The 23175-nt window shown below is 62.8% G+C and carries 23 protein-coding genes and 1 pseudogene; 10 read left to right on the forward strand and 14 right to left on the reverse strand.

All coding sequences use genetic code 11. The annotated features are described in order from the left end of the window. The first annotated feature begins 154 nt into the window (after positions 1-154). Positions 155-571: a hypothetical protein gene (locus LDN85_RS16205; protein WP_026539683.1), complete on the forward strand. Its 417-nt coding sequence runs from the start codon at positions 155-157 to the stop codon at positions 569-571. Between the two features lie 50 nt (positions 572-621). Here LDN85_RS16205 and LDN85_RS16210 read toward each other — a convergent pair whose 3' ends face one another. After that, the gene (locus LDN85_RS16210; protein ID WP_026539682.1) at positions 622-1179 is read right to left on the reverse strand and encodes a dihydrofolate reductase family protein; all 558 of its coding nucleotides are present in this window, start codon (positions 1177-1179) and stop codon (positions 622-624) included. A gap of 692 nt (positions 1180-1871) precedes the next feature. On the opposite strand from LDN85_RS16210, the gene LDN85_RS16215 reads away from it, so the two are divergent. Then, the gene (locus LDN85_RS16215; protein WP_223943517.1) at positions 1872-2489 is read left to right on the forward strand and encodes a DUF305 domain-containing protein; all 618 of its coding nucleotides are present in this window, start codon (positions 1872-1874) and stop codon (positions 2487-2489) included. A gap of 110 nt (positions 2490-2599) precedes the next feature. Here the strand turns inward: LDN85_RS16215 and LDN85_RS16220 are convergent, their stop codons facing one another. The 10 genes from LDN85_RS16220 to LDN85_RS16265 all read right to left on the reverse strand — a co-directional run bounded on the left by LDN85_RS16220 (position 2600) and on the right by LDN85_RS16265 (position 13197). After that, on the reverse strand, positions 2600-3139 hold the full coding sequence (locus LDN85_RS16220; RefSeq protein WP_223943518.1) for a hypothetical protein: 540 nt from the start codon (positions 3137-3139) through the stop codon (positions 2600-2602). Between the two features lie 177 nt (positions 3140-3316). Then, positions 3317-4261 carry an ABC transporter permease gene (locus tag LDN85_RS16225; protein WP_223943519.1) on the reverse strand — a complete coding sequence of 315 codons (945 nt, stop codon included), beginning with the start codon at positions 4259-4261 and terminating at the stop codon, positions 3317-3319. Beyond that, positions 4251-4982, reverse strand: a complete 732-nt coding sequence (locus LDN85_RS16230) for an ABC transporter ATP-binding protein (protein ID WP_211712002.1) — start codon at positions 4980-4982, stop codon at positions 4251-4253. Before LDN85_RS16230 ends, LDN85_RS16225 begins: the two co-directional genes overlap by 11 nt. Before the next feature lie 95 nt (positions 4983-5077). Continuing rightward, the gene (locus LDN85_RS16235) at positions 5078-6229 is read right to left on the reverse strand and encodes an ABC transporter substrate-binding protein (RefSeq protein WP_223943520.1); all 1152 of its coding nucleotides are present in this window, start codon (positions 6227-6229) and stop codon (positions 5078-5080) included. Positions 6230-6384: 155 nt separating this feature from the next. Then, positions 6385-7338, reverse strand: coding sequence for a homocysteine S-methyltransferase (gene mmuM / locus LDN85_RS16240; RefSeq protein WP_223943521.1), 954 nt, complete (start codon positions 7336-7338; stop codon positions 6385-6387). A gap of 98 nt (positions 7339-7436) precedes the next feature. Next, a complete protein-coding gene (locus LDN85_RS16245; protein ID WP_223943522.1) occupies positions 7437-8855 on the reverse strand; it encodes a GTP-binding protein in 1419 nt (472 codons plus the stop codon). Next, the gene (cysD, locus tag LDN85_RS16250; RefSeq protein ID WP_026539674.1) at positions 8856-9863 is read right to left on the reverse strand and encodes a sulfate adenylyltransferase subunit CysD; all 1008 of its coding nucleotides are present in this window, start codon (positions 9861-9863) and stop codon (positions 8856-8858) included. Continuing rightward, positions 9860-10600 (reverse strand): phosphoadenylyl-sulfate reductase, encoded by a 741-nt coding sequence (locus LDN85_RS16255; RefSeq protein WP_223943523.1) that lies wholly within the window; start codon positions 10598-10600, stop codon positions 9860-9862. Before LDN85_RS16255 ends, cysD begins: the two co-directional genes overlap by 4 nt. Next, positions 10597-12339, reverse strand: coding sequence for a nitrite/sulfite reductase (locus LDN85_RS16260; RefSeq protein WP_026539672.1), 1743 nt, complete (start codon positions 12337-12339; stop codon positions 10597-10599). The genes LDN85_RS16255 and LDN85_RS16260 overlap by 4 nt, the downstream gene beginning before the upstream one ends. A gap of 153 nt (positions 12340-12492) precedes the next feature. Beyond that, positions 12493-13197: a CbiX/SirB N-terminal domain-containing protein gene (locus LDN85_RS16265; RefSeq protein ID WP_026539671.1), complete on the reverse strand. Its 705-nt coding sequence runs from the start codon at positions 13195-13197 to the stop codon at positions 12493-12495. 63 nt (positions 13198-13260) lie between these two features. On the opposite strand from LDN85_RS16265, the gene LDN85_RS16270 reads away from it, so the two are divergent. The 4 genes and pseudogenes from LDN85_RS16270 (at position 13261) to LDN85_RS22010 (ending at position 15626) form a co-directional block, all read left to right on the forward strand. Further along, entirely contained in the window at positions 13261-13932 is a 672-nt protein-coding gene (locus LDN85_RS16270; protein ID WP_026546391.1) for a trimeric intracellular cation channel family protein, read from the forward strand. A gap of 13 nt (positions 13933-13945) precedes the next feature. Further along, positions 13946-14371 carry a hypothetical protein gene (locus tag LDN85_RS16275; protein WP_026539669.1) on the forward strand — a complete coding sequence of 142 codons (426 nt, stop codon included), beginning with the start codon at positions 13946-13948 and terminating at the stop codon, positions 14369-14371. A gap of 385 nt (positions 14372-14756) precedes the next feature. Further along, a pseudogene (locus LDN85_RS22005) lies at positions 14757-14837 on the forward strand (hypothetical protein); the annotation flags it as partial. A gap of 324 nt (positions 14838-15161) precedes the next feature. Beyond that, positions 15162-15626 carry a DUF559 domain-containing protein gene (locus LDN85_RS22010; RefSeq protein WP_346347068.1) on the forward strand — a complete coding sequence of 155 codons (465 nt, stop codon included), beginning with the start codon at positions 15162-15164 and terminating at the stop codon, positions 15624-15626. Between the two features lie 126 nt (positions 15627-15752). On the opposite strand, the gene LDN85_RS16285 is transcribed toward LDN85_RS22010, so the two are convergent. Genes LDN85_RS16285 through LDN85_RS16295 form a run of 3 tightly spaced genes read right to left on the reverse strand, consistent with a single transcriptional unit; the run spans position 15753 to position 19000 of the window. Further along, the gene (locus LDN85_RS16285) at positions 15753-16856 is read right to left on the reverse strand and encodes a polyprenyl synthetase family protein (RefSeq protein WP_026539667.1); all 1104 of its coding nucleotides are present in this window, start codon (positions 16854-16856) and stop codon (positions 15753-15755) included. Positions 16857-16865: 9 nt separating this feature from the next. Next, positions 16866-18209 carry a geranylgeranyl reductase family protein gene (locus LDN85_RS16290; protein ID WP_223943525.1) on the reverse strand — a complete coding sequence of 448 codons (1344 nt, stop codon included), beginning with the start codon at positions 18207-18209 and terminating at the stop codon, positions 16866-16868. A gap of 29 nt (positions 18210-18238) precedes the next feature. Next, complete coding sequence (locus LDN85_RS16295; RefSeq protein ID WP_026539665.1) at positions 18239-19000, reverse strand: demethylmenaquinone methyltransferase; 762 nt, start codon at positions 18998-19000, stop codon at positions 18239-18241. Positions 19001-19091: 91 nt separating this feature from the next. On the opposite strand from LDN85_RS16295, the gene LDN85_RS16300 reads away from it, so the two are divergent. From LDN85_RS16300 to LDN85_RS16315, 4 genes are all read left to right on the forward strand, one after another. Continuing rightward, positions 19092-20447, forward strand: a complete 1356-nt coding sequence (locus LDN85_RS16300; RefSeq protein WP_223943526.1) for an isochorismate synthase — start codon at positions 19092-19094, stop codon at positions 20445-20447. 158 nt (positions 20448-20605) lie between these two features. Beyond that, the gene (locus LDN85_RS16305; RefSeq protein ID WP_026539663.1) at positions 20606-21403 is read left to right on the forward strand and encodes an ABC transporter substrate-binding protein; all 798 of its coding nucleotides are present in this window, start codon (positions 20606-20608) and stop codon (positions 21401-21403) included. Between the two features lie 93 nt (positions 21404-21496). Then, positions 21497-22288 carry an amino acid ABC transporter permease gene (locus tag LDN85_RS16310; protein WP_026539662.1) on the forward strand — a complete coding sequence of 264 codons (792 nt, stop codon included), beginning with the start codon at positions 21497-21499 and terminating at the stop codon, positions 22286-22288. Positions 22289-22299: 11 nt separating this feature from the next. Further along, positions 22300-23088, forward strand: a complete 789-nt coding sequence (locus LDN85_RS16315; protein WP_026539661.1) for an amino acid ABC transporter ATP-binding protein — start codon at positions 22300-22302, stop codon at positions 23086-23088. Positions 23089-23175 lie beyond the last annotated feature (87 nt).

Consider the following 23175-nt stretch of genomic DNA (forward strand, 5'->3'; position numbering starts at 1 on the left):
TGCTGGGAAGTACGGCTCGATGAGAGCGCGTCGCGGTGCCATGGCGTTGTGGCTGGTGGCAGGTTCGATCGGGCTCGCCGCTTGTGCTGGAAACCCCAACACGGGTTCAATCCAGTCGACTGTGCCAACGCCTGCTGTAACACAGGGTGAACCGATGAAATCTGAACTGACCTGGCAGGAAGCTAAAGCCCACACACAAGCCATACAACTGGAGATCGTCGCGCTGATCCCAAAAGATGCTGTCATCTCGATTGATCAGAAGAAGAAGGGCGTGCTTCTGTCCTGCGACAAGACGCAGCACAACTGGAATGCTTCAACCACGGTCACGGTAGCTGAAGGAACCAAAATCGAGTTGGTCGTGAAGGACATCGAAGCCCACTACCGTGCGAATGGCTTAAATGTGTCCGTAGATAGAAATATAAACGAGAACTATCGAATCCAAATCGACCCGCCTGCTCCAGGGGAGAGTTACATCGTCTCCGAAGGATTGTCTCCAAACGAAATCCGTATTGCATCAGGATCTGAGTGCTTCACATTGCCCGAGGGCATCTATCCCGGTGGAGATTTCTAGAACCGGAGTTCATGGGGATGTTTGGCGTTGTCATGTTGCCTGCACATTCGTCAGACAGCCCGGCGATAATGCATCGCCACCGCTCCGTTACTGAGCGGCTCGGCCGAGATCAGTTCAAGGCGCCGGGTGCTGGGCAGTCCGCCTTGGTAAAGGGTGGGTCCGTGGCCTGTGATCATGGGGTGGATGAGGAATTTGTACTCGTCGATCAAGCCCAGTCGGTCCAGCTCTGTTGCTAGTTTCCCGCTGCCGACAAGCACCCCCTTGGGAGTCCTGTCCTTGAGTTCCTGAACGGCCGTACCCAGTTCGCCGACGAGCCGGTGGCTGTTCGTCCAGGGGAAGTCGCTCCGCGTTGTGGAAACGACGTACTTGGGTTTTCCCTCCAAGGTGATCGCCCACTCGCGTAGGGCTGGCGGCGCTTCTACTTCGCCGCGGGCAACCAAGGGCCAGTAGACCTCCATCATTTCGTAGGTAGTCCGGCCCCAGAGCATTGCGCCGCTCTGATCCAGGAGACGCGTGAAGTGGGCGTGCGTCTCGTCGTCGGCGATGCCCTCCTGATGGTCCACGCAACCATCAAGCGTGACGTTGATGCTGAACGTTAGAAGGCCCATTCGACGATTCTAGGCCTCGAATCGCAATAGCGCACCGGAAATCGGAGGAATGCATAGGGCCAGGATCGCCAACAATAACGCATCGCTCTCAGATACCCTATGGGGGTATACTGTCACCACTGGAAGTGGACGAAGGTGGTGAAGCATCATGAGCAAGCAGCTGTCCCCTCAACCTCGTGCCGCCCTCCTCGGGCGGGCGTTGCTTCTACTTCTGGTAACGGCCGTCATTGCAGGCATATTCGGAATGCACATCATCAGCGGTTCCCATGGGGCAGGTGGATCGCATGGGACTCATGCGGCATCACCTGTAGTGGGCACCTCATCGTCCCACCATGCGCACGGCTCTTCTCTTGAGGTGAGCGGCGCCTCGGCTGGCGACGATCACGGCACGGAATTTGGAACCTGCTCCTGCACTCAGGCTGCCAGTTGCATCCCATCCCTCACAACAGCTTCCCTGAGCGCTCCCCCACCCGGCACGACAGGCGAAGTCACCCCTGCAGCGTGGGAACTGCCCACCATTTTTCCGTCCTGGTCCTACCAACCCCACGGTCCTACACCCGGGCTACTCTGCATCAGCCGTACGTGAGCACTGGATGGTCCGGTAACAGCCGGGACCGCACATCCATTCACCATCTGCTGACTACCGGGCGGCTGATTATCACCGCCGCCCGAAATGCAAAGGACTTTTACTCATGAACAGAACTCACTTCACTGTGACCGGAGCGGCTCTCGCAGGTCTGCTTGCCCTGGCTGGTTGCGCTTCGAACCCTGGCTCCGGTTCCATGCCAGGCATGGACCATGGAAGTTCCGGCCCCTCCATCAGCCCCTCTGCGAACAGCGGCGACGCCGGGCACAACGCAGCGGACACCATGTTCGCCCAAATGATGATCCCCCATCACTCCCAAGCGGTGGAGATGTCCGATGCCATGCTGGCAAAGGCTGACATCCCGGCCTCAGTAACCGCCTTGGCCGTGAAGATCAAAGACGCGCAGGCACCCGAAATAGAGAAGATGACGGGCTGGCTGAACAGCTGGAACGTGCCTGTCATGGGATCCTCGGCGCATGGCGGCCACGGCATGGACGGCATGCTGAGCGAGGCGGACCTGCAGAAGCTTAGGGATGCCCAGGGTGTGGACGCGGCCAAGCTCTTCCTCACGCAGATGATCGCGCATCACGAAGGTGCTGTGACCATGGCCAAAACCGAGATAGCCCAGGGCAAGAACCCGGAGGCCGTCCAGCTAGGCAAGGACATCGTCACGGCGCAGGAAGCAGAGATTCGGGAAATGCGGGATCTGCTGACCGGACTCTAACCTCACCGTCTGGCGACGCAAGGGCTCGACGGCGGGAGGTCGCCGTCGAGCCTTTGCTCGCCGTCCGGAAGTCGACTGTTATGCAGCGGCCGACGCGAAGTGCCGAGCGCCTAAAGCGTGTCTGGATCAACAATTGTCGTCGGGTAAGGCTTGCCCGGCCTGAGAGGGGAGATACTGACGATCTTCCAGCCTTCCCCGGATTTTGCCAGTTCAACTTTTTGGTCGTAGACGTAGCCTTCGCTGGGGCCTTGCACGCCGTTCACCGGACCGTGTTCCAGCTGTGTCTGCTCCGAAATCTCTATGTTGGCGCCGGCATCGGTGATGGTGAATTTCTTGATGGTGATCTCCGAGCCGCTGTCCGTCAAAAGGACGCCATGGGGAGCAATCGCGTCCCTGCGTTGGTGGAGCTGTCCGTACTCCAGCTCAATACGCTCAACTGCGTCCGGCACGAAATCCTGACTGATCTCCTCCTGAGTGGAGGAGAAGCCGGGGACAACTTGATGATTCCTGCGGTCGATTGCCCGCTCGATAAGAGTCTGAACAGCGGCCTTAGCTTCCGCATCCGGCTGCGGGGCCGGCGCTGCACACGACGTCACGGAAAGCAGTGCAGCTACAGCAACCGACACCAGTGTTCTTTGCTGCCTGGTCATGACCTGCCACCCTTCACACGACTCCCGGGAATCGCCTCCCCCAAATGCAAAGGCTGGTGGCAACGTAGCATGTGGTCCGGGTCGAAACCAGATCCGGCCGGGAAGGGCGAGTTTTTGTACACGTAATGCCCCTAAGAAGCACTCTTAAGGGAATTACGTGTACAAAAACTCCAATGGTTAGCGGCTGCTGCCCGCCAGCAAGCCCCGGCGCTGCAGGAGGCGCTTCTCGATCGGTCCGAACACCAGAAGCTCAATCAGGATGCCTACGAACAGGATGAGCAGGATCGCGGACATCACGATGGTCATGTCAGACAACAGCCGGCCCTGATCCAACAGTGAGCCCAGCCCGAAGCCAATGGTGCCGCCCACCGCGATGATCTCGGCGGCCATGAGGGAGCGCCAGGAGAAAGCCCAGCCCTGCTTCAGACCACTGATGTAGCCGGGAAGTGCTGCGGGCAGCACAATCTGCAACGCCATCTGGAGCCGGCTGGCGCCAAGCACCGTTCCGACGCTCCGGTACTGGGGCGGGATCTGGTCCACACCTGAGATGAGGCCGTTGATGATGGACGGGATGGCACCCATGAACACCACGAAGTAGACGGTGGCATCGGTCAGGCCGAACCAGATGATGGCGGCCGGAACCCATGCCACGGACGGGAGGACCTGCAGCCCGGAAATGAGCGGCCCGAACGCCCGGCGCAAAGGAGCAACCTGGGCGAGCAACAGACCAACGGGCGTCGCGATGACCACCGAGATCAGGAAGCCGATGACACCACGCTGCAGGGAAGTCCACACCGCTTCCTGGACTTTGCCTTCTCCCCACATCGTCACGAACTGGGTGAGTACGTCAAGGGGCCCGGGCACGAGGTCGCGCCGCTTGAACTCCAAGGAAACGTAGAGCTGCCACGCAAGGATCAGGACCACCAACGCGGCGACGGGCAGCAGCACCCGCTTCCACTCGATGCCCCTCTTCCGGCCATTGTCCGACTGCAGGTTGTCCAGGCCGGCTTCAAGGTCGCGGAGCTCCGAGGCGTTGCCTTTCAGCAGCGGCGAAGTGATGTGCTCTTTGGATTCGGTCACGGGAAGGGTCCGCTCTTCGGTGGTGAGGGGGTTACTTGGCATGGCGGCGGATCTCCTCGCGAAGGCGGCGGGTAATTACTCCGGTCAGTTCCCCAGCGCGACCGGCATCGGTACGGTGTTCCTCGGTGACCTCCCACTCGGCCACCACACGGCCGGGGCGGGAGGACAAAAGCAGCACGCGCTGACCCAGTCGCACGGCTTCGCGCACGTTGTGGGTCACGAACACGATGGTCCGGCCGGTTTCCTTCCAGATCCGCTCGAGCTCATCATGCAGGAGGTCGCGGGTAATGGCGTCCAGGGCAGCGAAGGGCTCGTCCATCAGCAGCAACTGCCGGTCCTGGGCCAGTGAACGGGCCAACGCCACGCGCTGCCTCATGCCACCGGAAAGCTCGTGGGGACGCTTATCGCCGGCGCCGCCCAGGTGAACCAGGTCGAGCAGCTCCGTGGCGCGGGCACGCCGGCTCGCCTTGGTGCTGGACTTGTCGGCCAGTTGCAGCGCGAGTTCGATGTTGCCGCGGGCGGTCAACCACGGAAAGAGGGACGCGTCCTGGAACATGAAGGCGGCGCCGTCGCTGGGGACTTCAAGGGCGCCCGACGTCGGCTTTTCCAGTCCCGCCATGATGTTCAGCAGGGTGGACTTGCCGCAGCCGGACGCACCGAGGAGGGCCACGAACTCGCCTTGGGCGATGGTGGCGTTGACGTCGTCCAGCACCGGAGCGCCGTCGCCGAAGCGCTTGCCCAGGTTCTCGAGTACGACTGGCATGGTCCCGTCCTTCATGTTGATTGGTAGAGCTGATGTGGCTGAAGGCCGGCCCGCTTCCCGCCCAAGGGGAGGGAAGCGGACCAGCCTGTTACTGCTTAGTCCTGGCCGAGACCTGCAGCCGAGGTCTTCTTGCCTTCAACCTCGTTCAAGGTGCGGAGGTCGAAGATGCCGTTGATGTCGGCCTGCTTGGTGGTTCCGGCCTTCACGCCGTCATCCAGGAGCTTTTTGTACGTTCCGGCCAGCGGGTCGGTGGTGAACTTGATGTTCTGCAGCGCCCGCTCAATCACGTTGGCCGGAAGCGGTTTGCCGGCCGTGTCCTTCAGGACAGCGTTGATGGTGGTTGCCTTGTCTGCCGCTGAGGCGGAGTTGAGCCAGTTCACGGATTCCACGTGGCCCTTGAGCAGTGCCTTCACAGTTTCAGGGTGTTCTGCAGCGAACTTCTTGTTCACGATCAGGATGGTGGTGGTGAAGTCACCGTTTTCCCACAGGTCCTTCTCATCCACAAGGACCTTAGCCCCGGCCTCAAGCACCAGTCGGGAGGCCCAAGGCTCCGGCAACCACGCGCCGTCGAGCTTTCCATCCTGGAAGAGCTTCAGCGACTGGGCGTTCTCGGTCGGGTTGATGTTCACATCACCGCTGCCATCGGTGCTGGTCTTGAAGCCCTGGCCATCAAGCCAGGCCCGGAGCGCGACGTCCTGGGTTCCGCCGAGCTGCGGGGAGCTGAGGATCTTGCCTTTGAGGTCGGCCGCCGAGTTGATCTCCGGCTTGACCACCAACTGCGCACCGCCGGACGCTGCGCCGGCGATGATGCTGATGGACTCGCCGTTGCTCTTGACGAAGGAATTGATGGCCGGGTTCGGGCCGATGTACGTGGCGTCGATGGCGCCGGCGTTCAGGGCTTCGATCGCGGCGGGCCCGGCGTTGAAGACCTGGGTGCTGAGCTTGGTATCGCCGAGTTCCTTGGCGATCAGGCCCTTGCTGGTACCTACCAGCGCCGGTCCGTGCGTGACGTTGCTGAAGTAGCCGAGCTTGAGCTCAGCTGCCGGGGACGTGGTGGGCGCCGGGGCCGCCTGGTTGTTTTGCGAAACAGCGGAAGCAACCGCGGCACCTGCACCGATCAGCAGCACCAAGCCGACGGCCAGGGCGATCTCTACTGTGCGGCGGCGCTTGGGCTTGGATGCGGTCTCACCGGCGACAATGCGGGTGGTACCGGAATCGGGTTTCGGTGACTCGGGAGTGTTCGACATGAGGGTGGGTCCTTAGAAGATGTGGGATGCGAGCGGGGCGAAGATCAGGCCCCGTGACATCGCCCGTCAAGGGCAAGCAAGGACCATTCCGGAGAGGTCATGCCTTCACAGTAGGGACTGTCATATTTCGGCTTCAATCCCGTAGAAATCAAGGTTCACGCAGGTTCACGTGACGTCATATTCACCGCGAGGGCTTCAATGTCGCGCGGAGTTGTGCGGCAGCAGCCACCTATGAGATGGGCGCCCCGGTCCTGCCAAGCAGCTGCGTTGCCGGCCAAGGTTCCAGTGCCCTGAACGCCCTCCGACGGACTCCATGTTTTGGTCACGGCGTCGTAGGTCTCTCCGGAATTCGGGTAGGCCACCAACGGCTTATCGGAGGCTTGTTGCAGAGCGCCCAGCGCGTCAGTCACCAGTTCCAGCGGCACACAATTAACCCCGACGGCGGCCACCCGCGGTTCCGCGCGCAGCAGCGCTGCCACGTCCGCAAGGGGCGTTCCGTCGCTGATGTGGCCGCTGTCCCGCAGCGTAAACGTAAACCAGGATTCGACGTCGAACTCCGCCACGAGCGCCAACAGGGCCTCCGCTTCGGCGAACGACGGCAGCGTCTCGCACGCCAGGAAATCCGCGCCGGCCTCCACCAGCGCCGCAATACGGGGGCGGTGAAAATTCTGGAATTCCGCGGTAGAAAGCGTGTAATCCCCGCGGTATTCAGAGCCGTCGGCAAGGTAGGCGCCGTAGGGACCTACGGATCCGGCCACCAGCAAAGGGCCGCTCGCAGACCCCTCCGCCAAGGCTTCGCACCGGGCTTCGTCGGCCAGCCGGACACTCAACGCCACCAACTCCAACGATTCGTCAACGGACAGCCCACGCCGCGCGAAGCCCTGCGGAGTGGCCTGGTAGCTGGCCGTGATCGCTACGGAGGCACCGGCGTCGAAGTAGTCGCGGTGGACCTGCTTGATCAGATGCGGCTGCTCCAGCAGGACCTTGGCGGACCACAAAGCGTCTTCCAGATCGCAGCCGTGGGCCTCCAATTCCGTGGCCAAAGCTCCATCCAGGACCAGGTCCTTGCCGGCGTTGAGGAGAGTGCTGAGCGTGGTGTTCTGTGGCATGGGTCCTTCCCAAAAAGAAAACCGCAGCTTGTCCGAAATTCCCGCCGTACAACGTGAGGAGTCGCGAACAAGCTGCGGTTTTGTGACTACGTGTGACCCTAGATGACGTAACGTTCGTCTTCGTGGTCGCCCGGGTGGTCCTTCACCAAGCCGGCGGCAAGGGTGTTGCCGTCGATGGGGTCGATCACCAGGAAAGCGCCGGTGCGGCGGTGGTGCAGGTAGTTCTCCAACGGCAGCGGAGCAGAGAGCCGGAGCTGTGCGTGTCCGATGTCGTTGAGCTCAAGGTTGGATGCCGGCTCCACGTTGAATGTGGCCAGATCCAGCTTGCCGGTGACGTTGCGGACCAAGGCCTGGACAGTGCGCGTACCGTGCTTCACCAGGACCTTCTGGCCCTCACGGAGAGGCTTCGGTGAGAGCCAAGCCAGCGACGCATACAGGTCTGCAGTGCTTTCGCGGACCGTACCGGCAGCGGCGATGGTGTCGCCGCGAGCGATGTCGATCTCGTCAGCCAGGCGGACAGCCACCGACTGCGGAGCTGCGGCCTCATCCAACGACTGGCCGGCGAAGTCGATGCCGATCACCGTGGTGGTGCGCGGTTCGTGGCCCGGGCTGATGACACTGACTTCGTCGCCAACCTTGACCGAACCCTCCGTGATCTGGCCGGCGTACGCACGGTAATCGCGGTACGCCTCAACATCCAGGCCGGCAGCAACGGCATCCGGAGCCAGGGCACCCTGGGGACGGATCACCAGCTGGACCGGAAAGCGGAAGCTCTCCAGGTCGGCCTCGAGCTCGTCAGCGGCCGGGAGGGATTCGAGGACCTCCAGCAACGCAGGACCGGTGTACCAAGGCGTGCGCTCTGAGCGGTCCACCACGTTGTCGCCGTCAAGGGCGGAGACAGGAACCACGAAAAGATCTGTAACCCCGCCAGCATTTGAATCTTCACGACCCAAGCCAAGCTCGCGGGCAACCTTCTGCACATCCGCTTCAATGTCGCGGAACACCTGCTCGCTGAAGTCCACGAGGTCGATCTTGTTCACGGCCACAATCACGTGGGCAACGCGCAGCAACTGCAAAACGGAAAGGTGGCGGCGGGTCTGCTCCAGCACACCCTTGCGGGCGTCAATGAGTACGACGACGGCATCCGCAGTGGACGCGCCGGTCACCGTGTTCTTGGTGTACTGAACGTGGCCGGGGCAGTCCGCCAGGATGAAGCTGCGGCGGTCGGTAGCGAAGTAGCGGTAGGCCACATCGATGGTGATGCCTTGCTCACGCTCGGCACGTAGGCCGTCGGTCAGGAGGGCGAGGTCGATCCCGCCCTTCTCGCCGCCGAAGCCGCGGTCCGCAGAGGTGCGGGCAACGGCGTCGAGCGTGTCAGCAAGAATTGCCTTGGAATCGTGAAGGAGGCGGCCCACCAGAGTGGACTTGCCGTCGTCGACCGATCCGGCGGTGGCGAAACGGAACAGTGTTGTGGGCAGGGCGGTTTCGAGCCCGGCAGCCAGTGTTTCGGTGCTCATTTAGAAGTAGCCGTCCTTCTTGCGGTCTTCCATGGCGGCCTCGGAGATGCGGTCATCTGCTCGGGTGGCGCCACGTTCGGTCAGGGTGGAGGCAGCGACTTCAACTACGACGTCGGCCACGGTGCGGGCGTCGGACTCGACGGCACCTGTGCAGGACATGTCACCCACTGTGCGGTAGCGCACGAGCTTGGTGATGACTTCCTCGTTGGGCAGCGGCTGGGAGACTTCGCCCACCGCGCGCCACATGCCGTCGCGGGCGAAAACTTCGCGCTCATGGGCGTAGTAGAGGCCCGGGAGCTCGATGTTCTCGCGCTCGATGTAACGCCAGATGTCCAACTCGGTCCAGTTGCTGATGGGGAACGCGCGGACATGCTGGCCCACCGTGTGGCGGCCGTTGTACAGGTTCCACAGCTCGGGGCGCTGGTTGCGCGGGTCCCACTGGCCGAATTCGTCGCGGAGGCTCAGGATGCGTTCCTTGGCGCGGGCCTTGTCCTCGTCACGGCGGCCGCCGCCGAAGACGGCGTCGAACTTGTTCTTCTGGATCGCATCAAGCAACGGAACAGTCTGCAGCGGATTGCGGGTGCCATCGGCACGCTCGGCCAACTCGCCGCTATCAATGAATTCCTGGACTGAACCAACAACCAGCTTCAAACCAAGTCGCTCAACAGTGCGGTCCCGGAAGTCGATGACCTCGGGGAAGTTGTGGCCCGTGTCCACGTGCAGGACGGGGAAAGGAACCTTGCCCGGCCAAAACGCCTTGGTGGCCAGGTGCAGCATGACCACAGAGTCCTTGCCGCCGGAGAACAGCAGCGCAGGCTTCTCAAACTCGGCAACCACCTCGCGGATGATATGGATGGCCTCGGACTCGAGGGTGTCCAAGCTGGAGAGTCGCTCGCCTGAGGGTCCGCCGTGCCCGCTTCGCGATGCCCGCCACGCCGCGGCGGACCCCTCAGCCTCGCTCTGCAACTGGTTCAACTCGAGGTCCTCGCTGGTTGTTTGGGTGCTCATGTGTGTAGTCCGCATTCTGTCTTGTCGGAACCTGCCCAGCGGCCGGCTCGGGGGTCTTCACCCGGGGCCACTTTGCGGGTGCAGGGCTGGCAGCCGATGGACGGGTAGCCCTGGCTCAGGAGGGGGTTGACGGGAAGGATGTTGTCCTCGGAGTACTCGATCAGCTGATCGAAGGTCCAGTCCACCATCGGGTTCACCTTGACCAGGCCGAAGCCCTCGTCCCAGGTGACCACCGGGGTATTGGTGCGGGTGGGTCCCTCGTCGCGGCGAACTCCGGTGAACCAGACCTCGTAGCCGGCCAGCGAGCGGCGCAGGGGCTGGACTTTCCTCAGCGCGCAGCACTGGGCGGGGTCGCGGGCGAACAGGTCCTTGCCGAGCAGGCGGTCCTGCTGTTCAACGGTGGTCTCCGGAAGGACGTCCACCACGTTGACGCGGAGATTCGCTGCGACTTCGTCGCGGGTCTCGTACGTTTCCTTGAAGTGGTAGCCGGTTTCCAGGAACAAGACGTCGACGCCGGGAAGCTGGTCCGCGACCAAGGCCGGCAGGACGGCGTCGGCCATGGAGCAGGCCACCGTTACCGTGGGCAGCTCAAAGTTGCGGGCAACCCAGGCGATGACGTCCTGGGCAGGGGCATTCCAACCGAGTTCAGCGGCGCCGGCCTCAGCCAGTGCCTTGAGTTCCTCGTGGGAGCGGAGGGCAGCGGCAGGCGATGCCGCCACTCGCTGATTTGTGCTCATTGGAGATCTCCTTCATCTGCCGAGTGTGCCCACTCTGCGAAGGTCTGGCCTTCGGCGCCCACGGCGACGAATTTACGGACCACGCGCTCCACGTAATCGGGCAGGTCTTCCACCGTGACCTTGAGGCCGCGGACGGTACGTCCCAGACCGGCTTCCTCGCGCTCGTTGTTGGCCAGCCCGCCACCGAGGTGGACTTGAAAACCCGGGGTGGGGTCGCCGTCGGGCGTGGGCAGCATCATGCCCTTCAGGCCGATATCGGCCGTCTGGATGCGTGCGCAGGAGTTCGGGCAGCCGTTGATGTGGAGGGACAGTGCCGAGGGCAGCTGCTTGGTTTCCACGAGGTCGGCCAGGCGACGCTCCAGCTCAGCGATGGCCGTTGCCGCGGTGACCTTGGTTTCGACGATGGCCAGCTTGCAGAACTCGATGCCCGTGCATGCAATGGTGCCGCGACGGAACACGGACGGACGTGCCGAGAGGCCCAAGGTGTCCAGTTCGGCGATCAGCGGCTCGACCTGCTCCTTGGCGACGTCCAGGATGACCAGCTTCTGGTGAGGAGTAGTGCGCAGGCGGTATGAACCGTGCTTCTCCAAGGTGTCCGCCAACGTGACCAGCGCTTCGCCGGAGGTGCGGCCAACAGTGGGGGTCACACCGATGAAGAACTTGCCGTCCTTCTGCTCGTGAACGCCGATGTGGTCACCGGGAGCCGTGGGCTTGGGAGCGGCGGGGCCGTCGGGAAGCTTGAAGCCGAGGTACTCATCCTCAAGGATCTGGCGGAACTTGGCCGGTCCCCAGTCGTTCATGAGGAACTTCAGGCGGGCCTTGGTGCGCATGCGGCGGTAGCCGTAGTCGCGGAAGATGCTGGTCACGCCGAGCCATACTTCAGCGGCAACATCCGCCGAAACGAACACACCGAGGCGTTCGGCCAGGCGCGGGTTGGTGGAGAGTCCGCCACCAACCCAAAGGTCGTAGCCGGCGCCAAGTTCGGGGTGGACGACGCCCACCAGGGCGAAGTCGTTGATCTCGTGCACCACGTCCTGGGACGGGTGGCCCGTAATGGCGGTCTTGTATTTGCGCGGCAGGTTGGCCAGCTCGGGGTCACCGATGAACCGCTCGGCGAGCTCGTGGATCAGCGGTGTGGGATCGATGATTTCGTCCTTGGCGATACCCGCAACCGGGGAGCCGAGGATGACGCGGGGAACGTCGCCGCACGCTTCGGTGGTGGACAGGCCGATGGACTCCAGGCGGCGCCAGATCTCCGGCACGTCTTCGACTCGGATCCAGTGCAGCTGGATGTTCTGGCGATCCGTGAGGTCGGCCGAGCCGCGGGCGAAGTCCACGGAAATCTGGCCGATGACGCGAAGCTGCTCGGTGGTCAGGGCGCCGCCGTCGATGCGCACGCGCAGCATGAAGTACTTGTCTTCGAGCTCGTGCGGTTCAAGCGTTGCGGTCTTGCCGCCGTCGATCCCGGGCTTGCGCTGGGTGTAGAGGCCCCACCAACGGAAGCGGCCGTGAAGGTCCGTCCCGTCGATCGAATCGAAGCCCTCTTTGGAGTAGACAGACTCAATGCGCTCACGGACGTTCAGTCCGTTGTCTTCCTGCTTCCAGGTTTCGTTGGCATTCAGTGGAGCGGTGCCGTCAACCTTCCACTGGCCGTGGGGCTTGGCGGCAGGGCGGGTGCGCGCCGGACGCGAGGGAACTGCGGTGTCCGAGGACGCACCGGCTACAGCTGTATCTGTCATACATCGACTGTAGGTCTGGCCAGATTTAGCCAGCAAAGGTCCGGAAATGCTAAGTCACCTAGGGAAACATTTCGTCACGAACACGCCCGCGGCCTTGTCCGGAGGGCCTGGTTTGTGCAGGCCTTTACAGCCACTTTTCCGCGCGGATAAAGGTTAGGAGAGCCTTTCCAACACTGCGTCATACCGTTCCAGCGCGATCTCAGCGAGCACCTTCGACGGCAACAGCGGCGCCGCAACAACGTCCGCGCCGGCCTTCGCCAACTGGTCGTGGAAATAGCCGGTAGCCAACAGGTACGAGGCAATGAAGACCCTGCCTGTCCCACCGTCGGCGGCGAGTTCTTCGCGCAAGGAGGCGACGCCGTCGGGCACTGTGGGCTGGGCACTGGCGCCATAGGCCACCCGCACCTTGTTGGGCAGCAGATCTCCGAGCAGCCGCCCCTGCTCCTCCGAATCAACCGAGCCGTCCGGTAGGGAGGATCCAGCGGCAGCCAGCAGCACGCCGTCGTTCTCCTGCAGCCCGGCCGCGCGCAGGTGGGTGGCCAACAACTCAGCCAGCCGCGCATCGGGTCCAAGCGGCCTGGCAGCCACGACCTCGGGCCGGGCCTTGATGGCTTTGGGCACGTCCACCTTGATGTGGAAGCCGGTGGAGAGCAAAAGCGGTACGACGACGGCGGGAGTCCCCTCGGGCAGGCCCTCCACCACGCCGCCCAGCTCAGGTTCCTGCACGTCAACGTATGCCTCTACCACCTGCAACCCGGGGCGGAGGGCTTCGATGTCGGCCATGACCTGCCGGATGGCAGCTTGCCCTTCGGCGTTCCGGGTTCCGTGGGCGCAAGCGATCAAAACGGGGCTGTTCATGGGAGCTAGCGTAACGTTGAGCCAGCATCCATTGAGAGTCGTATCCAGAAAGAACCCGTCCACTTGATTTCCATCGACATCGTCCTTCTCTGGCTCGACCTGGTTGGCGTGTTCTTCTTCGCGGTCTCAGGATCCCTGCTGGCTGCCCGCAAACAGTTCGACATTGTGGGCTCCGTGCTCCTGGGCTCCATCGTGGCCCTGGGCGGCGGCGTGATCCGCGACATCATCATCAACGCCGGGCCGCCCATAGCCTTCACCAATCCGGCCTACCTCGCTCCCCCGCTGCTCGCTGCGATGCTGGTCTACTTCCTGTTCTCCTCGGTCCAGCGCTTCACGTCGCTGCTGACCTTGTTCGACGCCGGCGGGCTGGCTTTGTTTTGCATCACTGGAACGCTCAAGGCACTGACTGCCGGGATGAATCCTGTGGCAGCGATCCTCCTGGGAGTCACCACTGCTGTGGGCGGAGGGCTCCTGCGCGACATCACGGCGAACGAAATCCCTACGCTGTTCAATGCCCGCGATCTCTATGCGCTCCCCGCATTTGTTGGGGCCGGGCTCACCACGTTGCTGTGGAATTTGGGGACCTTTACCGGGCTCACGGCGTGCGTAGTTGCCGGCGTTGTTTTCGCCTTCCGTGTCACAGCCTGGCGACGCAGCTGGCACGTACCACTGGCCGTCCGCGGATGGCACCGTCCCGGCGCCGGGCCGGGCGCAATTTCGGGTGCCCGGGATTAGCTAGGATAAGAGCATGACTGACATGTTCCTCGAGAAGTTCCGCGCGCTGGTCCCAAAGTATCTCGAGGATGAATGGCAGGAAGAAGACGGCCTCACACCGGACGAACTGGATGACGCCCTCGCCGATCACTCCTTCACCATCCCGCTGGTCCTGCGCGAGTTCTACCTCGCGATCGGTGGCTGCGAGGACCTCATGGAGGCCTACCACTACTTCTGGGATCCCGAAGAGCTCGAGGTGGACGACGAAGGTTTCCTCATGTTCCTTGAGGACGAGGAAGAGCAGTTCACCTGGGGCTTCCGCACGGCCGACCTCGGCGTCCCGGACCCCATCGTGTGGCGCCGCAACAACGCCCGCGGCCAGTGGAAGAGTGAAGAGGGCACCTTCTCTGAATTCGTGTTCGACATGTTCGAGTGGGCGTTCAACGACGACGAAGACTAACTTTCAGTGCCCACGTGGGTTCCTGACCCTGTTTGAAGTACTTTCAGCCCCTATGCACCCGCAATTGGTTGCATAGGGGCTGTTCTGTGTTCAAAGAAGGTCAGGACGCCACGGAGTTTTGAAGTTAAAACGGAATGGCCCCGGTTCGTTGCAACGTTACGAGTCATACGCTGCACCGAACCGGGACCACAATCTCCGTTCGCATCAGACCCACCGGAGGCATTTAGTGGATCCGTGAATAGCTTATGACAATCCTGTCACAAGCGCAACTCTTGGGGTCAATGAATATTCAAGGATGGCGGGTTCTTTTTACGCTCCAGTGCAGTTGTCCACATAGGCTGAAAAGCAGGTGCTGGGGCATCGTCTTCGCAGCAACCATGGTTTGATGGACCTCCCTCAATTCCTTCGCTCCCGACACGGTGTAGCCAGGACTGCAGACTTGAAGCGTGCCGGCTTCTCTGAGAGGACTCTGGCCTCAGCGTTGAGCTCAGGGTCGATCACAAAATTGCAGCGAGGCGTCTACGTCACTCAAGGAGCGGACTCCGACGTCGTCGCCGCCTTTCGCGCGAATGGCCGCCTTACCTGCGTCTCGGCGGCAAGGTTCCATGGCCTTTGGACACTTCGAAAACCTGAAGCCCTACACCTGAGCTGCGGCAACGGCCTCCCCAAGCCCGGCATTGTTGACCACGCCTGTATAACCCATCCCCCGCATTCCTACCTACCAGTTGCCGGCGTTGCCGACGTTCTGATGCACGCACTCCGTTGCAGGCCGAAGCTTGAGTCCTTGGTCATGGTCCAGAGCGCTGTGAGTCAGGCGCTGCTGAGCCCGGATTACCTGAGGTCGAAGCTGACCGGACCTCGGAATGGGCGGGCCCGGGCGATCTTGGGGCTGGTCCTTCCCAGGGCAGATTCATTGCTGGAAGTCTTGGCGCACACCCACTTCACCGCGGCAGGACTCACGGTGAAGATGCACGTTCAGCTACCCGGAGTCGGTGAAGTCGACTGCCTTATCAACGGTTCCTTGGTGATCGAGCTCGACGGCGGCACCCACTTGGAAGGCAGGCAAGTGAAGAAGGACCACTACCGGAACAATGCAAGCCTGCGAGGCGGCTTCCTTGTCCTTCGCTACTACTACTCCGACGTCGTTCACCATCCAGAAAGGATGGTGGCTGAGGTGCTTGAAGTCCTGACCATCAGGGAAGCCGGCCACTTCGGACCCTCGCGTTGGACGCCAAAGTGGGTGCCGGCGTCGTGATCCGGGCTTTGCCGTGACGACTTGACCTTCTTTGGAACGAGGACGGCCGCTACGCAACCCAAAGAGGGTGCATAGCGGCCGCCGAGAGCCTAAACAAGGTCAGGAAGACACGCCTTGAAGGAAGGACTAGCTGCTGCGGTCCACCACGGCATGTGCGAAGTTGGTCAACGAGGCCTTCACTACGCCTTCGGGCAGCGGAGCCAGGGCAGCGACGGCCTCGGCGGACCACTGGCGCGCGATTTTCCAGGACTCGTTGGTGACGGGGTGCTCACGCAGGCCGGCAACGGCCTCAGCCAAGGCTTCGTCGGAGGACAGGTCGCCGTCGATCAATTCAAGCAACGCAATGGCCGAGGCATCCCCCGCAGCGGCGTCACGGCGGAGCAGCAGCACAGGCAGGGTGGGCACACCTTCGCGGAGGTCGGTGCCCGGGGACTTTCCAGACTTGACCTTTACCCCGGTGACATCAATGACGTCGTCGGCAAGCTGGAAGGCCACACCCACTTTCTCGCCGTACTCAACCAGCAGGTCCTCATAGGCTTCATCGGCACCGGCGAAGATCGCACCGAGCTGCCCGGACGCTGCCACCAGGGAACCGGTCTTGTCCGCGATGACGGAAAGGTAGTGCTCCACGGGATCTTCGTCTTCGCGCGGGCCCACCGTTTCGTGGAGCTGGCCGAGGCACAAACGCTCAAAGGTGCGGGCTTGGATGCCCAGGGCACGGGAGCCGAGCTCGGAAACAAGGATGGAAGCACGGGCGAAGATGAGGTCGCCGGTAAGGATGGCCACCGAGTTGCCCCAGACTTCGTGGGCCGTGGGAGCACCGCGGCGGAAGGGGGCGGAGTCCATCACGTCGTCGTGGTAGAGCGTTGCGAGGTGCGTGAGTTCAACAACTACTGCCGCCTGGACAACCTCGGGGCGTGAGGCATCGCCAAGGTGGGCACACAGCAGGGTGAGCAGCGGACGGATGCGCTTGCCCCCGGCTTCCACCAGGTGACGCGACGTCGCATCAGCCAGGGGGTCCGAGTTGGAGATGGCTTCGCGAAGCTTCTTCTCCACCCGTGCGAGGTTGGTGGTGATGGCAGGCCCGAGTTCGGCATCGCCGGCAATTGCGGCGAAACCGGCGGGCAGCTGGAGTCCCGTTGCGATCGCGGTGGTGTTGGGAGCAGGCTCCACAGTGTCCCGCAGACCGTGCCCGGCATGCGTCCAGCTGTGTTCGGCAGAGTTCGTCACGGGTTAACCCTAACTAGTTGGTGCGGAAACCGCGGTGTTGGAGCCTGCCGGCGTCAGCGCACGGGCAGATGAAGTGTTGGACGTTGCCGGAACCAGCATCTCGAGGACCCGGATCACACGGTCTTCGAAGCCTTTCGCAGCAGGGTCGGTGAGGTTGGCAAGCATGCGGACCACGAAGCGCATCAGCACCGGTATCGGCATCCCGGTGCGCAGGGCGAGCTTCATCACTGCCGGCTTGCCGATGAGGGAGGCAAAGGCGCGGCCCAGCGTGAAGTGCGATCCCCACTGGTCCCGCACATAGTCTGCGTACCGTGAGAGGTGAGCGTCGGCGTCGTGCGTTGACCAACCGGCCGAGGCAGAGCGGGCGGAAGCGTCAACAATAAACTCGGCCGCGAAGCGTGCGGACTCCATGGCGTAGGAAATGCCCTCGCCGTTGAACGGGGAGACCATGCCGCCGGCATCGCCCAGCAGAAGCAGGCCTGATGAGTAGTGCGGGGTGCGGTTGAAGCCCATGGGCAGCGCGGCACCACGGATTTCGCCCACTTGGTTTTCGGGAGTGAAGCCCCACTCGGCGGGCATGCCGGCGGTCCATTCGCGCAGGACCTGCTTGTAGTCGAGCTTGCCGAATTCCTTGGAAGAGTTCAGGATCCCGAGCCCGACGTTGGAGGTACCGTCGCCGACACCGAAGACCCAGCCGTAGCCGGGCAGCGGTTTGCCGGATTTGCCGGGAAGTTCCAGCCAGCCTTCCATCCAGTCGTCGTTGTGGCGCGGGGAGGTGAAGTAGGTTCGCACCGCGACGCCCAGAGGACGGTCGTCGCGCTTATGCATCCCCAGCGACACTGCGGTTCGGGTCGAATTACCGTCGGCGGCGAGTACGACGTCGGCGTGGAAGTCGCGCGTTTCACCCGTCTTACGTCCGGACTCGTCAAGGATGGCGGCCCGGGCGCCGATGACACGGCCGTCGTCGGAAGTGAGGGCGGAAGTAACGCTGTGGCGTTCAAGCACGACGGCGCCGGCGGCCTCGGCGTGCCGGGCCAGGGACTCGTCGAAGCCAAGCCGTGTTCGAATCAAGCCGTAAGTGGGAAAGTCGGAAACCTCGGGCCAGGGCAGCTCAATGGTGCGTCCGCCGGCAATGAGGCGAAGGCCCTTGTTCCGGCGCCACCCGTCCTCCACAGCGTGGGAAAGTCCAAGCTTCTGGATCTCCCGGACGGCACGGGGCGTGAGGCCGTCGCCGCACACTTTTTCACGGGGAAAGGAGGTCTTTTCCAGCACCGTGACGTCGATGCCCGCCTGGGTGAGGTAATACGCGGCGGTGGACCCAGCCGGGCCCGCGCCAACAATCAGTACTTTCACGTCGTCCTAAATCAGCAGGCTGTACGGGGTCAGCCGGCCTGTTGGCGCGGCTTGATCTGGCGGCGAAGCTTGGCCACGGGAACACTTTCGCGGTGCTCGGCGGGCTTCTGTGCGCGGTGCACGGCGACGATGCCGCCGCTGAGGTTGCGGTACGTGATGTCCGTCCAACCGGCTTCGCTGAGCCACTGGGCGAGGTGGTCCTGGTCCGGCCAGGCGCGGATGGACTCGGCAAGGTATACGTAGGCGTCCGGGTTGGAGGAGACCTTGGTGGCGATGGCGGGGAGCGCACGCATGAGGTATTCGGTGTAGAGGTTGCGCCACAGCGGCACCACAGGGTGCGAGAACTCGGCAATGACCAGGCGTCCGCCCGGCTTGGTGACGCGCAGCATTTCCTCCAGGGCCTTGCGGGGTTCTACGACGTTCCGCAGGCCGAAGGAGATGGTGGAGGCATCGAAGCTGTTGTCAGCGAACGGCAGGTTGGTGGCGTCACCGGCAATGAAGTCGATGTCCGGACGGCGGCGCTTGCCGACTTTGAGCATGCCCAGGGAGAAGTCGCAGGCCACTACGTCCACGCCGGCATCCGCATAGGGTTCGCTTGAGGTTCCGGTTCCGGCGGCAAGGTCCAGGACCTTCTGGCCCGCCTTGACATCCACCGCATCAACGACGATCCGGCGCCAACGGCGCGTCTGCCCCATGGACAGGACATCATTGACGACATCGTATTTTGGGGCGACATCATCAAACATCGTCGCAACTTCGTCCGGACGCTTTTCCAAGGATGCTCGGTTCACCCTGTAATTGTCTCAGACATTCAGCCGACTTTGCTGCGCTGTAGAAGTCGGCTCAGATTCTGGTTGTCGGCGGGAGTACTGTTGTTCCATCATGACGAGCACGCTCCGCACCTTGACAGTCCCCCTCGATGTTGAATCATCCTCCGGGGGGCTGCCGTCGTTTCTGGTCCGGGACGACGTCCTTTGCTGGTCCCGGCGCGAAGCCGGTCTGGTGGGCTACGGCGAGCTGACCCGTTTCAATGCCACCGGCCCCGAGCGTTTCCTCGAGGCCGATATCTGGTGGCGGCACCTCATTCTTGAGGCCGAAATCACTGACCACGTGGAGCTTCCAGGCACCGGTCCTGTGGCATTCGGCTCATTCGCCTTCTCCAAAACCTCCCCGCACGTCTCCCGTTTGATCCTCCCTGAGCTGGTGGTGGGGATTCGTGATGGCCGCGCCTGGGCTACCCAATTAACGTTCAACGGCGCACCCCTTACCGAGGCGGGCGTCCTCGCCTCCGTGCACCGCTGGCTGACCGAGCCGGAACCAAACGGCGAGGACTCAGCGGCAGGAGGCTCCGACGTCGTGCCCTCACCGGAGGCGGTCATGGCGGACGGTTCCGCCGGTCATTTGAGTTCAGGTTCCCTGAGCGAGGCCGCCTGGATGCAGGCTGTTTCCAACGGCGTGGAGGAGATCCGCGCCGGGAACCTGGAGAAGCTTGTTTTGGCGCGCGACGTCGTCGCTACCCTTCCGGAGGGCGTGAACGCTGCGGAGGTACTCCGCCAACTGGCAGCCAGGTACCGCGAATGCTGGACGTACGGCGTGGACGGCCTGGTGGGCGCAACGCCGGAGATGCTGATTCAAGTGGAGGGCCGCACAGCCCAGGCCCGCGTGCTGGCAGGAACCCTCGACCGCCGCGACGCTGACGGTTTGGACGGCTCCCCCATGGAGTACGCGGAGCGCGTCCTGGCCGGATCGGAGAAGCAGCGGCACGAGCACGAGATCGCGATTGATTCCCTGACCCGGCAGCTGGCTCCTTTCTCGGAGGCGATGAATTCGCACAGTGAGCCTTTCATTCTGGAACTGCCCAATGTGTGGCACCTTGCCTCTGACGTAAAGGCGGAGTTGGCCGATATTGAGGGCCACGTGCCCACATGCCTGGCTCTGATCAACGCTTTGCATCCCACCGCCGCCGTCTGCGGAACGCCGACATTGGTTGCCGGCGCCTTGATCCGCAAGCTCGAACACCTGGACCGGGGACCGTACGCCGGACCGGTGGGCTGGCTCGACGCCGCCGGCAACGGCGAGTGGGGAATCGCCCTGCGCGGTGCAGTGATCGAAGACGCCAACACGGTTCGTTTGTACGCGGGATGCGGAATTGTTGAAGGCTCGCAGCCCGAGGCCGAACTGGCCGAGACGTGGGCGAAGTTCCGCCCGATGCTTGAGGCCCTGGGTATTCGCCGCTGAATCTGGGATCCCGGACAGCGCTTCTGCTTTACTGGTTGATAAGTGCGTAAACTAGTTATCCAATAGTGAAACTAAGTTTCCTGTGATGCACATCTCACGTTCGGCGATACACTAAAACCGACTCAGTTCAGCATCCACCGCAACAAAAGGTAAACAACATGCAGATCTCCCGTTCGGTTCTGTCCGGCACCAAGATTGCCGCCGTACTCGCGGCCGGCGCCCTGGCCCTCACCGCTTGTGGCGGCTCGTCCACCCCGGCGGCTTCGGATGCCTCGGGCCTGAAGCTCATCAACGCCGGCAAGCTCACGGTGTGCTCGGACGTTCCCTACGAACCCTTCGAGTTCCAGAAGGACGGCAAGATCGTAGGCTTCGACATGGACATCGCCGCAGAGATCGCCAAGGACGTCAAGGCCGAACTCAACGTGGTGGACAGCTCCTTCGAAGCAATCGAGACCGGCACCGCACTGACCGGTTGCGACGTCTCCATCTCCTCGATCTCCATCACGGACGTCCGCAAGAGCGTCATGGACTTCTCCACCCCGTACCTGGACGACGACCTGACCCTCGTGGCCACCTCGTCCTCCGGCATCAGCAACATCGATGGTGCCAAGGGCAAGAAGGTGGGCGTCCAGCAGGCCACCACCGGCGCCCAGTACGCCAAGGACAAGGGCATCGACGCGCAGCAGTTCGAAGACTCCGGCCTCCTGGTCCAGGCCCTCAAGGCCGGCACCATCGACGCCGCCATCGGCAACCAGTCCGTCCTCGGCTACGCCATCAAGGACGACTCCAACCTCAAGCGCGTTGAAGACTACGCAACGGGCGAGAAGCTGGGCATCTCCATCAAGAAGGGCAACACGGCCATGGCGGACGCTGTAAACGCCACGCTGAAGCGCATCACCGACGACGGCTCACTGAAGAAGTTCGAGACCACCTGGTTCGGCGAAGCCACCAAGTAGTCCGAGCCCCGGCTCCCGAGATCCACGCAGGCGGGCCCCGAAACGACACGTTGTTTCGGGGCCCCACCTGCGCAACATGAATGTGAGAACACCATGGCAATGACTGCACGTCAACGAGCCAAAGTCAGTTTGTACGTCCAGGCGGGAATCTTCGTCGTCGTCCTGGCCGCAGTGATCCTTGCTGTGGACTGGAAGACGATTGGCACCAGCGTCTTCAACTTCGCCAAGATCGGGCCGATGTTCCCGGACATTTTCCTGGTGGGCCTCAAAAACACCCTTATCTACACGGCCCTGGCGTTCGTGGTAGGCCTGTCCGGCGGTCTCCTGCTTGCCCTCATGAAGCTCTCATCGTTCCCGCTGTACCGCTGGCTTGCCACCGGCTACATCGAGTTCTTCCGCGGCGTCCCGGCACTGCTGGTCTTCATTGCCTTCGGCTACGGCGTTCCCCTGGCCTTCGGCGTCCAGTGGGACGTCAACATCGTGGTCATGGTTTCGCTGGGCATGGTGGCCTCGGCCTACATTGCTGAAACCCTCCGCGCAGGCCTCCAGGCTGTGCCGAAAGGCCAGATGGAAGCCGCCCGTTCCCTGGGCATGCCGCATTGGCGGGCCATGATCTCCATCGTCATCCCCCAGGCGTTCAAGATCGTCCTGCCGCCCCTGACCAACGAGATCATCCTGCTCACCAAGGACTCCTCGCTGATCTACGTCCTGGGCCTCACCGCCTCGCAGTACGAGCTCACCAAATTTGGCCGCGACGGCATCTCAAGCCTCGGTGCCGGCCTGACTCCGCTGCTCGTCGCCGGTGCCTTCTACCTGGTCATCACCATCCCCTTGAGCCTCCTGGCACGGAAGTTCGAAAGCCGCTCCGCGCGGACGAAGCGATAGGCAGGACAGTCATGAACGACGTCGTAAACAGCACAGTCCGCGCCGCGGGCGTGGACATCAAGGACCTTCGCAAGTCCTATGGCAGCAACGAAGTCCTCAAGGGCATCTCGCTGACCGTTGAGCCGGGCCAGGTAGTTTGCTTGATCGGGCCATCGGGTTCGGGAAAGTCCACCCTCCTGCGCTGCGTCAACCTGCTGGAGCACCCGAACGCGGGCACCATCAACGTAGGCAAGTTCGAGGCAACGGACCCCGACGTGGACCTCAACAAAATGCGTCAGAGTGTTGGCATGGTGTTCCAGCACTTCAACCTGTTCCCGCACCTGAGTGTCCTGGACAACTGCACCATCTCGCAGATGAAGGTCCTCAAGCGATCCAAGTCCGAGGCAGCCGGAGTGGCCCGCCACAACCTGGAGCGCGTTGGCCTGGGACACCTCGCCGACCGATTCCCGGACCAGCTCTCCGGCGGCCAGCAGCAGCGCGTAGCCATTGCACGTGCGCTGTCCATGGACCCGCAGCTCATGCTCTTCGATGAACCCACCTCCGCCCTGGACCCCGAGACCGTGGGCGACGTCCTGGCCGTCATGCGCAAGTTGGCCCAGGAAGGCATGACCATGCTGGTTGTTACCCACGAGATGGGCTTCGCCCGCGAAGTGGCCGACCGCGTTGTCTTCATGGACGCCGGTGTTGTTGTGGAAGAAGGGCCCGCGGAGAACGTCATCAGCGCCCCCACCCAGCCGCGCACCAAGGAATTCCTGCGCCGCGTCCTGGACCCCACGCACATTGGTGTCGAGGAAGCTTAGTTCATTCGTTTCCCACGCTGACGGGCGGGCAACACTCTTCTTGGGTGGTGCCCGCCCGTTTCTGCGTAGGTGGCCATTCCGGGCGGG

The sequence above is a fragment of the Arthrobacter sp. StoSoilB20 genome (assembly GCF_019977295.1).
Lineage (GTDB): Bacteria > Actinomycetota > Actinomycetes > Actinomycetales > Micrococcaceae > Arthrobacter > Arthrobacter nicotinovorans_A.